10 protein-coding genes are annotated in these 12,236 nt (G+C 62.6%); 2 read left to right on the top strand and 8 right to left on the bottom strand.

Annotated features, from left to right (window positions below; genetic code table 11):
* Nucleotides 1-19 precede the first annotated feature (19 nt).
* Entirely contained in the window at nucleotides 20-1,387 is a 1,368-nt protein-coding gene (locus ASD52_RS35110) for a sigma-54 dependent transcriptional regulator (protein ID WP_025428693.1), read from the bottom strand.
* Entirely contained in the window at nucleotides 1,384-3,210 is a 1,827-nt protein-coding gene (locus tag ASD52_RS35105; RefSeq protein WP_057226824.1) for a sensor histidine kinase, read from the bottom strand. Before ASD52_RS35105 ends, ASD52_RS35110 begins: the two co-directional genes overlap by 4 nt.
* A 250-nt stretch (nucleotides 3,211-3,460) precedes the next feature.
* Between ASD52_RS35105 and ASD52_RS35100 the strand changes: the two genes are divergently transcribed.
* On the top strand, nucleotides 3,461-4,393 hold the full coding sequence (locus tag ASD52_RS35100) for a VOC family protein (RefSeq protein WP_057226614.1): 933 nt from the start codon (nucleotides 3,461-3,463) through the stop codon (nucleotides 4,391-4,393).
* Between the two features lie 79 nt (nucleotides 4,394-4,472).
* Nucleotides 4,473-5,075: an alpha/beta hydrolase gene (locus ASD52_RS35095; protein WP_025428696.1), complete on the top strand. Its 603-nt coding sequence runs from the start codon at nucleotides 4,473-4,475 to the stop codon at nucleotides 5,073-5,075.
* Nucleotides 5,076-5,078: 3 nt separating this feature from the next.
* On the opposite strand, the gene ASD52_RS35090 is transcribed toward ASD52_RS35095, so the two are convergent.
* The 6 genes from ASD52_RS35090 to ASD52_RS35065 form a co-directional block, all read right to left on the bottom strand.
* Nucleotides 5,079-6,191 (bottom strand): ABC transporter permease, encoded by a 1,113-nt coding sequence (locus tag ASD52_RS35090; protein ID WP_057226612.1) that lies wholly within the window; start codon nucleotides 6,189-6,191, stop codon nucleotides 5,079-5,081.
* Between the two features lies 1 nt (nucleotide 6,192).
* Nucleotides 6,193-7,341, bottom strand: coding sequence for an ABC transporter permease (locus ASD52_RS35085; RefSeq protein WP_057226610.1), 1,149 nt, complete (start codon nucleotides 7,339-7,341; stop codon nucleotides 6,193-6,195).
* Complete coding sequence (locus ASD52_RS35080; RefSeq protein WP_057226607.1) at nucleotides 7,338-9,074, bottom strand: ATP-binding cassette domain-containing protein; 1,737 nt, start codon at nucleotides 9,072-9,074, stop codon at nucleotides 7,338-7,340. The genes ASD52_RS35085 and ASD52_RS35080 overlap by 4 nt, the downstream gene beginning before the upstream one ends.
* A complete protein-coding gene (gene hlyD / locus ASD52_RS35075; protein ID WP_025428700.1) occupies nucleotides 9,071-10,081 on the bottom strand; it encodes a secretion protein HlyD in 1,011 nt (336 codons plus the stop codon). The genes ASD52_RS35080 and hlyD overlap by 4 nt, the downstream gene beginning before the upstream one ends.
* Nucleotides 10,078-10,779, bottom strand: a complete 702-nt coding sequence (locus ASD52_RS35070) for a CerR family C-terminal domain-containing protein (RefSeq protein ID WP_107027242.1) — start codon at nucleotides 10,777-10,779, stop codon at nucleotides 10,078-10,080. Before ASD52_RS35070 ends, hlyD begins: the two co-directional genes overlap by 4 nt.
* A 141-nt stretch (nucleotides 10,780-10,920) precedes the next feature.
* Nucleotides 10,921-12,084: an HPP family protein gene (locus ASD52_RS35065; RefSeq protein ID WP_057226606.1), complete on the bottom strand. Its 1,164-nt coding sequence runs from the start codon at nucleotides 12,082-12,084 to the stop codon at nucleotides 10,921-10,923.
* Nucleotides 12,085-12,236 lie beyond the last annotated feature (152 nt).

Below are 12,236 nucleotides of genomic sequence, written 5' to 3'. Positions count from 1 at the left end.
CGCCGCGTGGTCGCCGACGTTACCGCCCGTCGCTTTCGCCAGACATGTCCGTCGCAACGAGCTTCTTGTCGAGGCCAAATTTCTGCATCTTCTCGTAGAGCGTTTTCCGTGAGATGCCGAGCGACTCGTATACGGGCTTCAGGGCGCCGCCGTAGGTGGCTATGGCATTGGCAATCAGCCCCTTCTCAAACGCTGCGACCTTGTCGGCCAAACGGCCGCTGTTCGGCTCGGACGAGTTGATTTCGTTCGAGGCCGTATCCAGCCCAAGAACCAGCCTTTCGGCGGCGTTACGCAATTCGCGCACGTTGCCCGGCCAGTTGCGTTCCGCCATCTCGGCCAGCAGGTTCTGCGATACCTCGACTTCATCGCGGCCGTAACGAGCCGCGGATTCCCGTACGAGCTGCAGGAACAAGAGCGGAATGTCGGCACGACGCTGCGTCAGCGGCGGCACGCGCAGCGTCGCGACATTGAGGCGATAGAGAAGGTCGGGCCGGAAGCGGCCGGCGGCCACCTCCTGCTCGAGATCGACCTTGTTGGTAGCGATGAAGCGTACATCCAGCGGCACCACCTCGTTGGAGCCGAGCCGCGTGATCACGCGCTCCTGCAGGACGCGCAGAAACTTGGCCTGCAGATCGATCGGCATCGAGCCGATCTCGTCGAGCAGGATGGTGCCGCCGCGCCCATGTTCGAACTTGCCGTAGCGTGGACGGATCGCGCCGGGAAACGCGCCTGGCTCATGTCCGAAAAGCTCGCTCTCGATCAGGTTTTCGGGCAGGGCTGCACAGTTGATGGCGATGAAGGGATTGTTTGCCCGGCCGCTCAGATCGTGCAGGGTGCGGGCCACGACCTCCTTGCCGACGCCGGTGTCGCCGATGATCAAGGTGTCGGCATCAGAGGCGCCGATTGCGCGGACCCGATAGCGCAGATCGACCATGACCTGACTGCGGCCGGGCAGGCGTTGTTCAATGTCGTCGCGCTTGCCGGCCACCGCCTTGAGCCGCCGGTTTTCGAGTACCAGTGCGCGCCAGTCGAGCGCGCGGCGAATGGTGCCGGCAAGCATCTGTGCGGTGAAGGGCTTTTCGACGAAATCATAGGCGCCTTCGCGCATGGCACGCACGGCCAGTTGAACGTCGCCATGGCCGGTGACAAGGATCACCGGCACCTCGACGTCGATCTCGCGGATGCGCTGCAGGAATGTCATCCCGTCCATGCCCGGCATCCGGATGTCGCTGATGACGACACCGGGAAAGCTGAAGCCGATGAACTCCAGGGCGTGTTCTGCGCTCGCGAAGGTATCGACGCGGAAGCCGGCGAGTTCCAGCGCCTGCGCACTCGAATGGCGCAACTCCTCTTCGTCATCGACAAGCAGGACGCGGCTCTCGATCATTCGGCGGCCTCCTGGCCCTGCTCATTGGCGACGGGAAGTTCGATGCGGAATTCCGCACCGCCTTCGGCAAGGTTCGTGGCAGTCAGGCTGCCGCCGAAGTCCTTGACGATGTTGTAGGAAATGGACAGGCCAAGGCCTAGTCCCTTGCCGACGCCTTTGGTCGAAAAGAATGGGTCGTAGATGCGCTCGGCGATCGCCGCAGGTACGCCGGGACCGCGGTCGCTGACCGCGAGCACGACCTTGTCGCCGTCGCTCCAGGCGCGAAGCCGGATGTGGCGATCGTCCAGCCCCTCGACCGCATCGGCTGCGTTGGAGATGACATTGACCAGCACCTGTTGCAGACGGACAGAACCGGCGCGCACTACCAGCGGCGCTGGACCAAGGTCGATGTCGATGTCGGCCGCAGCCGCCTTCAGCCTGACGGCGACGATCTCCATCGTGTCGCGCACGACATCCTCGATCAACACCGGCCCCAGCTTCTCGTTGGGCTTGCGCGCAAAATTGCGCAGATGCCGGCTGATTGCCGCCATGCGGTCGACCAGGCCGGAGATGCGCCGGATGTTGTCACTCGCCTCTTCGGCCCGCCCACGCTCGATCAGCAAGGCTGCGCTGTCGGCATAGGTTTTTGCCGCCGCCAGTGGCTGGTTGAATTCGTGCGAAAGCGCCGCTGACATCTGGCCGAGGCCGGCGAGCTTACCCGCCTGGATGAGGTCCACCTGGGTCCGACGCAATTGTTGCTCGGTCTGGCGCCGTTCGGCGACTTCTTCCTCGATCTGCACGTTGACGCGCGCAAGGTCCGCGGTGCGTTCGTCGACGCGTCGCTCGAGTTCGGCCTGGGCTTCCGCCTGCATCGAGATGCGCTCGTTGAGGCGGGAGCGGCGCTGCCAGAGAATGGCGGCGGCAAGGCCGGTGAGGCATAGAAGCAGAAGGGCAGCGATGACGGTGGTCAGCGCCTGGGTGCGGACGGATGCCGTGTCGGTCAGCACATTCACAGTCCAGTCGGCATCGGCCATGTATTGCGACAGTAGCAGGTACTCCCGGCTAGTGTCGCTGGACGCGATCGTCATCAGGTCGTGATCAGTGAGGCTGGTGCGCGCGACAGGCAGTGCGCGCAAGGTGGCATTGGCATAGCGCCTTGATGTCTCCGTGCGTGCAAGCCGCTCCGGGGTCAGCGGCAGGACTGACGCATAGAGCCATTCCGGCGTGCCGGACATGAAAATGATGCCCTCCGGGTCGGAAACGAAGATCTTGTATTCGCCTCCCTGCCAGGATGCCTCGATGCTCTCGATATCCACCTTGAAGACGATGACGCCGCGAATGTCGTCACCCACGCGGATTGGCGAGCCGAAATAGTAGCCGCGTTTCAACGATGTCGTGCCGAGTGCGTAGAAGCGGGATTGCTGCCCGCGCAGGGCTTCCTGAAAATAGGGGCGATAGCTGAAATTCTGCCCGACGAAGCTCGTCGGACCGTCATAGTTGCTGGCAGCAATCGTGTCGCCGTCCGGCGTGATCACATAGATATCGGATGAGTTGAGAAGTGCATTGATATCTTTGAGATAGGCGTTCACGGCCTCTCTCAGCCGGCGGTCGCGCGGTCGTGTCGCAAGTTCACGGATGTCGTCGTGGTCGGCGATCAAAGCGGGCAGAGCCTGGTAGCGGTTGAGGTGACCATCGAGGGCCGCCACTGCGAGCCTCAGTGCCGTATTTGCCTGCGCCGATGCTTCATCGAGATAGCTGCGCGTGGCCACAGCATTGCCTTGCCAGGCAAGCGCGGCAACCGCCAGCGGCAGCAGGATGACAGCAACAACCAGGCGGTATTTCACGGAATGTCTGGGCTCCTCCTCCCGCACGTTCCCGACAGCCACAATGTGGCCGATGCCGATCTTAAGCAGCAGCCGATCCACCCACAAGGCACGGATCGTCTGCTCGCTATTCGTTCAACGATTTTCTCCAGTCGTCAACGGTATGTTGACAATGCGTTTGGTCGCGGCCGTCTTTCGCAACGATCCGGATGGGCGCATCTATGCGTCATAACAAAGCCCGGTCTTGGCGGGCAGAGAAAGGATCACGGCAATGCTCAATCAGATCAAGGGCCTGCATCACGTTACATCGATGGCGGACGACGCCTTCACCAACAATCAGTTCTTCACGAAGACACTGGGCATGCGCCGCGTCAAGAAGACGGTGAACTTCGATTCCCCCGACGTCTATCATCTCTACTACGGTGATGAAGCCGGCACGCCCGGCACGGTGATGACCTATTTTCCTTTCCCGCAGATGCCGCGCGGACGTGCCGGCACGGGCGAAGTCGGGACCACCGTCTTTTCCGTTCCCGAGGGCGCACTCGGCTTCTGGCGCGAGCGGCTGTCGAGCCTCGGCGTCAGCGGGCTCAAGGATGAAGAGACCTTCGGTGAAAAGCGTTTGAACTTTGCAGGCCCTGATGGCGACGGCTTTGCGCTGGTCGAAGTGCGCGACGATCCGCGGGCGCCTTGGACGGATGGCGGCGTTTCGCAGGACCATGCAATCCACGGCTTCCATTCGGCCGCAATGCGGCTGCGCGACGAAGGGGCGACAGCGGAACTTCTGAAGTTCATGGGCTACGAGGAGCTGGACCGTAAGGACGGCGTCACCCGCCTGATCATGCCTGATGGCAACGGCGCGGGCCTGATCGACCTTGAGACCATGCCGAACCTCAACCGTGCCGCTCAGGGTGCGGGTTCCGTTCATCACATCGCCTTTGCCGTCGACAATCGCGAAAAGCAGCTCGAAGTCCGCAAGGCGCTGATGGACACCGGCTACCAGGTCACCCCGGTGATCGACCGCGATTACTTCTGGGCCATCTACTTCCGCACGCCGGGCGGGGTCTTGTTCGAGATCGCCACCAACGAGCCGGGCTTCAACCGTGATGAGGATCTGGCCCATCTCGGCGATGCGCTGAAGCTGCCGCAACAGCACAAGCACCTGCGTCCGGTTCTCGAAAACCATCTGCAGAAGCTGGAAGCCTAAATCTATTGGCTGAAGCGCACGGCGGCGGGCGACGCTCAGCCGCCGATGCTATATCCGGCAAGCAACAAGGAGACTTTCCATGGCCGATCACGGCTACGTCCATAAACTGAAGGCCGGCGAGCCCGGCAATCCGATCTTCTTCGTCTTCCACGGCACAGGCGGCGACGAAAACCAGTTCTTCACCTTCGGCACCCAGTTGATGCCGGAAGCGACGATCATTTCGCCGCGTGGCGACGTGTCGGAGCATGGCGCTGCCCGCTTCTTCAAGCGGACCGGCGAAGGTGTCTATGACATGGCGGACTTGTCGCGGGCAACGAAAAAGATGGCCGAATTCGTCAGGGCCGTCGCAGGCGAACACCAGGCATCCGAGGTCATTGGGCTCGGCTATTCGAACGGCGCGAACATTCTTGCCAACGTGCTGATCGAGAACGGCCTATTCGACAAGGCTATCCTGATGCATCCGCTAATCCCGTTCCGCCCCAGAGACAATGCAGCGCTCGCGGGGCGTCAAGTTCTGATCACGGCCGGGGAGCGCGATCCGATTTGCCCGGCGCCTCAGACGCAGGCATTGGCGGACTATTTCAAGGCGCAGGGCACCGCCACCGAGATCGAATGGCATGCCGGTGGGCACGACATCCGCCAGAATGAAATCTCCGCAATCGAGCGTTTCATCAAGGGTTGATATTCATTCCAGCCGGCGGCGGAACAGCCATGAAGCGGCCGAGAGCGTGACAAGGGCGATGACGCAGAGCGGAATCGTCTGACGCACGACCTCGGCCAGCGGAATGTCCTTGAGGAACACGCCCTTCACGATCACCAGGAAATAGCGCAACGGATTGACAAGCGTGACCGGCTGCAGCCAGGCGGGCATATTTTCGATCGGTGTGGCGAAGCCCGAGAGCAACATCGCCGGCACCATGAACAGGAAGGCGCCGAGGATCGCCTGCTGCTGCGTCATCGACAATGCGGAAATGAACAGGCCGAGGCCGACAACGGCGGCGAGATAGAACACTGCGCTGCCGTAGAGCAGGAACAGCGAGCCGCGCAGCGGCACGCCGAAGATGAAGACGGCGGCGAGAATATAGACCGTGATGTGGAACAGCCCGATCATCATCGGCGGGATCAGCTTGCCGATCAGGATCTCATGGGTGCGCAACGGCGACACCATCAACTGGTCGAAGGTGCCAAGCTCCCGTTCGCGCGCGATCGAGAGCGCAGTGACGATCAGCCCGATTAACAGCGCGATGCTGGCAACGAGATTGGGCACCATGAACCATTGATAGGTGAGGTTGGGGTTGAACCAGTTCCGCGCCACGACCGTGATCGCCTCGGACGACACGCGCTTGCCGGCCGGCGTATCGGCGGCGAGCGTGCCGACGATGCGTCCGAGATAGCCGGAGACGATCTGGGACGCATTCGACCGACGCCCGTCGAGAATGATCTGGACCTCGGCCGGTCGGCCAGCTTCTATGTCGCGCGAGAAGGTTGGGCCGATCTCCAGGGCGGCAATAGTGCGTTGCCTGTCGATGGCGTCGCGAACTTCATGCTGATCATCGGTGAACGCAATGCTTCGAAACGTCGGGGAGCCGTCGATCCGTTCGACCAGTTCTTGTCCCCAATGGCCGTTGTCGCGATTGAGAACCATGACGTCGACATTGGTCACCTCGAGCGTGGCCGCATAGGAAAACACCAGAAGCTGCACGATCGGCGGTCCGATCAGGATTGCGCGGCCCTTGGGGTCGCGCAGCACTGCCAGCAGTTCCTTGACGATCAACGCCTTGAGCCGGGTCCACCACATGTCAACCAATCCTCTTGCGGGTGCTTCGGGCCGCGAGCGCGAAAAACACGCAGCCGATCAGCAGCATGACGGCGATCGCCTGCAGGAACATCGGCCAGATGTCGCCTGCCAGAAACACCGTCTGCAGGCTCGGTATGAGATAACGGGCCGGCACGATGAAGGTGATCCATTGGATGACAGTCGGCATGGAGTTTATCTCGAACAGGAATCCAGACAGCAGAAAGGCCGGCAGGAAGGCCGAGATCAGCGCAAGCTGCGAGGCCAGGAACTGGTTCTTGGTGGCCGCGGAAATCAGCAGGCCTTGGCCGAGCGCCGGCATCAGGAACGTCGCCGAAAGCGCGTAGAGGGCTGCAACGGAGCCTCGAAACGGTACGCCGAAGAGAAAGACGGCCAGGAGCACGCAAAGCGTCATCGACGCCAGCCCGAGCAGGAAATAGGGCAACAGCTTGCCGGCGAGCAGCTCCGCTGCCGATACGGGCGTTGCCATCATCGCCTCCATCGTGCCGCGCTCCCACTCGCGCGCGACGACCAGTGAGGTCAAAAGCGTGCCGACGAGGGTCATAACGATGGCGATCGAGCCGGGCACGAGGAAGTTCCGGCTCGTCAGCTCCGGGTTGAACCAGAACCGTTGCTCCGCGGAGATTGCCGGCGGCCGGCCGGCATCCTCCTCGAGCCGTTGGCGCTCCCAGTTGGCGACTGTAGCCTGGGCATAGTTCTGCACGAAGTTGGCGGTGTTCGGATCCGAGCCATCGACGAGAACCTGCAATGCCGGGTGTCGTCCGGCGGCATGATCGGCGGCAAAGCGGGCAGGGATGATGACGATCCCACGGATGCGCCCGAGCACGAGATCGTCTTCGAAATCGCGACGGTCACGGCCGAGACCGACAGAGAAGTAGCGCGATGCCTGAAAGCCTGCGGCGAGATCGCGCGTCAGGGGCATCTCCTGCTCCACCACCAGGCCGATGCGCGTTTGCGTGGTATCGAGCGATACGCCGTAGCCGAACAGGAACAGGAGGATCAGCGGCAGGACGAAGGCGATGAGGATGCTGCTCGGATCGCGGACGATCTGGTAGCTCTCCTTGCGCACAAGTGCTGCAAAGCGGCGTCCGCGTCCGGTCGTCGGCGTTTCGATTTGTGCCGACGTATTCATGCCGCGGCCTGTTTTTCTTCAGACCCCTGCACCAGGGCGATAAAGGCGTCTTCCATCGTCGGGTCGGGGTTGGCCGCATCGGCCACCTGCTTCTTCAGGTCGTCCGGCGAGCCGAGCGCGATCGAGCGCCCGCGATAGATGAGCGAGATCCGATCACAATACTCTGCCTCGTCCATGAAGTGGGTGGTGACCAGCACCGTCACGCCCTTTTCGACGAGGCCATTGATGTGGGTCCAGAACTCGCGACGGGTGATTGGATCGACGCCCGAGGTAGGCTCGTCAAGGAACAGCGCTTCCGGTTCGTGCAAAACGGCGCAGGCAAGGGCAAGGCGTTGCTTGAGGCCGAGCGGCAGGTCCTTGGCGGACATGTCGAGCAGACGGCCGAAACCGAAAATCTCGACCATCAATCGCGTCCGCTCCCGCTTGCGCTCGCCGGACAGGCCATAGACACCGGCAAAGAAATTGAGGTTCTGCGCGACGCTGAGATCGCCGTAGAGCGAGAATTTTTGAGCCATGTAGCCAAGGCGGTTGCGCGCTTCGGCGGCGTCGCGGCGCAGGTCGAAGCCGGCGACGCGTCCTTCGCCGGCGCTCGGCTTCAACAGTCCACAGAGCATCTTGAACGTCGTCGATTTTCCGGCGCCATTGGGCCCGAGAAGTCCAAAAATCTGGCCACGTGGAATCTCGAAGGTGATGTCGTCGGCAGCGGTGAAATCGCCAAAGCGCTTTGTCAGGCCATGGGCCTCGATCACTGGCCTGCCGTTCTCGTTCGTAAACGGCGTCTGCGCCTCGGCCAGTTTCGAGCGGCCGCCCGGACCGCCGCCGAGCATGTCGATGAATGCATCTTCGAAACGCGGCGGCGTCACCGTCGCTTGCGGCGCGGTGTCGTTCTTCTCTGGCGATGCCGATGGCGGGGCTACCCCTGATGCCATGACAAGGCGGATGGCTTCCCCCTGGATGACACCGTCGACGACGCCGTCTTCGTCGAGATATCGCGCAAGCGCCTCGCGGCGGCGTCCCGTGATGCCGGAAATCTTGAAGACACGATCGGCGACGCGCCCCGTCAACTCGGCGGGCGCGCCGGCAAAAAGCAGCTTGCCCTCGTTCAGCAGCAACACCCCGTCGCAGGCCTCCGCCTCGTCGAGATAGGCCGTGGACCAGACAACGCCGATGCCGGAGGCCGTCAGGTTTTCGACCATCTTCCAGAGGTCACGTCGGGAAATCGGGTCAACGCCGACGCCCGGCTCATCGAGCAGCAGCAGGCGTGGTTTGCGGAGCAACGCGCAGGCAAGCCCGAGCTTCTGCTTCATGCCACCGGAAAGCTTGCCCGCCAAGCGCGACGTAAAGCGCTTGAGGTCGGTGAATTCGAGCAACTCGTCGTATGTCGCAGTGCGTTCGGCGAGCGGAAGGCCGCGCAGGTCCGCATAGAGATCGAGGTTTTCCTGCACGCTCAGATCTTCATAAAGGCCGAAGCGCTGCGGCATATAGCCTATGGACGCCTGAATGCTGGCGGGATCCTTCGCGGTGTCGAAGCCCAGCACGTCCACCGTGCCCTCGTCGGGCAGCATCAGGCCGGTCATCAACCGGATCAGGGTGGTTTTTCCCGCACCGTCGGGGCCGACCAGGCCGGTGATGCGACCGCCGAGAATTTCCCCGTCGATATGATCGAGCGCGGGCGCGCGCTCGCCAAAGCGCTTTACCACGCCGGAGATCCGAACGAAGGGTTCGTCGGTCATGGCACGCGCCCTTCAGCCGGTGGCAGACGTACGGTGACGGGCATCCCCTGGCGCAGATCCTCTCCCGGTTTGGTTACCACGATACGCAGGCGGTAGACGAGATCGGTGCGCAGTTCCGGCGTTTCGACCGACTTCGGCGTGAATTCGGCAACCGGAGAAATAAAGCCTACCGTTGCCTCATAGGGCCGGTCCGGGGCCGTATCCGAGACGATCTCGACTTTCATGCCGGGATGCACACGGCCAAGGTCGGGTTCGGCGACGTAGGCGCGAACCCAGACGGGCTCATTCAGCGAAAGCACATAGGCGGTATCTGCTGGCGCAATCATCGCGCCGGGCTCGCGTACACGGGAAAGCACGATGCCGTCGCTCGGCGCCAGCAACTGCGTATCGGAAAGCGAAGTGCGCGCGCTGGCAAGCTTGGCTTCGGCAGCCTGCACCTGTGCGGTGGCAGCCGCGATGTCTTCGACCCGACTTCCTTCCTCAAGCAGTGCAAGTGCTTCGCGGGCGGAGGTGGCGCGAGCGGCCGCCGCGGCGCGAGCGGCGCTTGCTTCGTCGAGATTCGCTTGCGAAATCGTGCCATTCGGCCGCAATTGTCGGGCGCGCTTATAGGCGAGCTCGGCATTCTGGAGATCGGCGAGACGCTCCTCGTGGGCGGCGCGCGCCTGAGCGATCTCGGTCTTGCGTGCACCGGCTTTCAGCTTTTCAAGATTGGCGCGCAGCGCACCGAGGTCCGCCTCGGCCGCGTCGACCGCCTGTTGAAAAGGCGTGGCGTCGAGGCTGCCGAGGATATCGCCCGTCTTGACTGGATCTCCTTCGTCGACAGCAAGCTTGTCGATGCGCCCGCTCACGCGAAAGCCGAGAGACACCTGCCTGATATCGACATTGCCGTAAAGCACTGAGGCCGAGCGCTGTTCGGTCCATCCAAGCCGCAAGGGTAGCTCGAACCACCAGCCGGCAGCGACTGCTCCGGCGAGGAGGACGACCGGGATGAGTACTTTCCGGTTCATGGGCGGCGCTCCCCATTCTCTCCGAGCGCTTCGACGAGGCCGGCGGCATGGCGCTGCAGCATCTCCAGTTCGGCGGGGCCGACGGCCTCCCACCGCATCTGCCGTAGCAGTGCGGCATGCGCCATGCGGAAGACGAGGATGCTGCCGACGAAAGACAGCGTCTTCAGCCGGACCTGCTCCGATGCCGGGTCCTCACCAAGGATCGCGCCGACCAGTCGGCCGGCAATGCCGATCATCGGCCCCATGATGTTTTCGTAAACCCGTGCGAAGGCTTCCGTCGGCTCCATCTGCTCGCGGATGATGAACCGGGCCCAGCTCTCGGACTGCCGGCTGACGAACAGGCCGACCATGCGCTGGGCCATCTGCGTCAGCAAGGCGCGTGCCTCCGTTGGGCTCATGGCGCCACCTTCCGCATCAAGCCGTGCAAGGCGTTCCAGGATCACGGTTCGCAGATCGGCGACATGTCCGCCGATGATCGCCGCCAGATGCTCGGCTGCGGCGATGTAGAGGCCTTCCTTGCCGCCGAAGTAGTAGGGGATCGCCTGCAGGTTGACGCCGGCCGCATCTGCGAGTTTTCGAGTACTTGCCCCGTCAAAGCCATAGCGTCCAAAGACGTCGATCGAGGTCGAAAGCAGCTTCTCTTTGGTGAGGTCGCCGCGATCGGGTTTTGGTGTGGGCTGGGAGTTTTTGTTTTTCATCACGTGCGCACATTGCGGCATTCGAGTGATTAAGTCAATCGAATGAATGTGCATAAAAGCAAGCCGACGGATCGCGCGCCATTTTTCTAGAAGATGGCTTGGCAGTGTCGCCCTCGAAAGGCCCAACGCTAAAGTGCGAGACTACGCGACGTCGCGCTCGTCATTTTCCAGCCTTCGCTGGAAAAGGGCGGCGATCAGATCGGATTGCGTGATGATGCCGACCAATCGGTTGTCGGCGTCGACAACAGGCATGTGGTGCAGGCCCATGTCAGCCATCGGCGGGACGAGCTTGGCGATCATCGTTTCCGGCAGTGCCGATTGGACGCGACGCGTCATGATCTCGGAAACCAGCCGTGGTGGCTTCGGGCCGAATCCGATGACGTTGCCGAGGCGCTGCCTGAGGCCGCCGTGCTGTGCCAGCATCGTATGCTTGATGAAGTCGGTCTGGGTGACGATGCCGACGAGGCCTTCTTTTTCCGTGACCACCGGCAGGGCCTTGATGTCGTGCTCGAGCAATGTCTGCCAGGCTTTGCGCAGTGAGGTTTCCGGCGTCGCCGTCGCCACGTCGCGTGACATGACTTCGCCGCAGGTGATTTCGCCCGAGCGCCGATTGAACGCGCGGATCTGCGCCTGATGAATGAGCGCATCGAGTTCGTCCGGGCTGATATCGACAACTTCGCCATATTGCGCCAGCACCGCCTGCAAATCTTCCGGCACGATGCCGAGACGCTGCATCGGCGGCGGGTCATCGGTGCGGTGCGTGTTGCCGGCGGGCGCTAGGTGCGGATAACGGCGGCCGGTGGCGTTGTTGAACAACAGCGCGACGACGAGGATGAGCGCGGAATTGATCGCGACCGGCGACAGCACGAACCAGTAGCCGGCCTCATGGATCGATGTGCCGCCAAGCACGGCGGTCAGGGCGACCGCGCCGCTCGGCGGATGAAGGCAGCCGAGCAACAGCATGATGGCGATCGCAAGTCCAACGGCAACGGCCGCCGCGACCACCGGTTCCGGAATGAGAAACGCGCAGGTGACGCCGATCAGCGACGACACGATGTTGCCGCCGAGGATGGACCAGGGCTGCGCCAACGGACTGGACGGCGCGGCGAACAGCAGGACCGCGGAAGCGCCCATCGGCGCGATCAGCAGGGGCAGATTGGCATCGGCACCAAGTGCCAGAGTGCTGACGAGGCCGGTCAGGAGAATGCCGACAAGCGCGCCAAGCGACGCGCGCAGCCGCTCCATATGGCTGACGGGGACGAGCGATGGGATGAAACGCTTGAGATAGGCACTGGCCTTCGACATGGCAACTCGCGGGCGGCAGAATGACTAATTGCCCAGCCCAATAGCACATGACGGAGAATTGGGCAGGAAATCCACATCCAAAAAAACGCGACGGATTAAAATATATGCACGGCGCCTGCGTCGGAAGCATCGCGGGCCTCGGCCTCCCGCGT

It is taken from the genome of Ensifer sp. Root142 (assembly GCF_001426785.1).
Classification (GTDB): Bacteria; Pseudomonadota; Alphaproteobacteria; order Rhizobiales; family Rhizobiaceae; genus Ensifer; species Ensifer canadensis.
Note: the sequence above shows the minus strand (reverse complement) of the source record. Positions and strands in the feature narration are given on the sequence as shown.

What these genes read in the sequence shown, in the direction of transcription:
- ASD52_RS35110 (WP_025428693.1), bottom strand. Translation starts at nt 1,387, where the DNA reads ATGATCGAGAGCCGCGTCCTGCTTGTCGATGACGAAGAGGAGTTGCGC.
- ASD52_RS35100 (WP_057226614.1), top strand. Translation starts at nt 3,461, where the DNA reads ATGCTCAATCAGATCAAGGGCCTGCATCACGTTACATCGATGGCGGAC.
- ASD52_RS35095 (WP_025428696.1), top strand. Translation starts at nt 4,473, where the DNA reads ATGGCCGATCACGGCTACGTCCATAAACTGAAGGCCGGCGAGCCCGGC.
- ASD52_RS35090 (WP_057226612.1), bottom strand. Translation starts at nt 6,191, where the DNA reads ATGTGGTGGACCCGGCTCAAGGCGTTGATCGTCAAGGAACTGCTGGCA.
- ASD52_RS35085 (WP_057226610.1), bottom strand. Translation starts at nt 7,341, where the DNA reads ATGAATACGTCGGCACAAATCGAAACGCCGACGACCGGACGCGGACGC.
- ASD52_RS35080 (WP_057226607.1), bottom strand. Translation starts at nt 9,074, where the DNA reads ATGACCGACGAACCCTTCGTTCGGATCTCCGGCGTGGTAAAGCGCTTT.
- hlyD (WP_025428700.1), bottom strand. Translation starts at nt 10,081, where the DNA reads ATGAACCGGAAAGTACTCATCCCGGTCGTCCTCCTCGCCGGAGCAGTC.
- ASD52_RS35070 (WP_107027242.1), bottom strand. Translation starts at nt 10,779, where the DNA reads ATGAAAAACAAAAACTCCCAGCCCACACCAAAACCCGATCGCGGCGAC.
- ASD52_RS35065 (WP_057226606.1), bottom strand. Translation starts at nt 12,084, where the DNA reads ATGTCGAAGGCCAGTGCCTATCTCAAGCGTTTCATCCCATCGCTCGTC.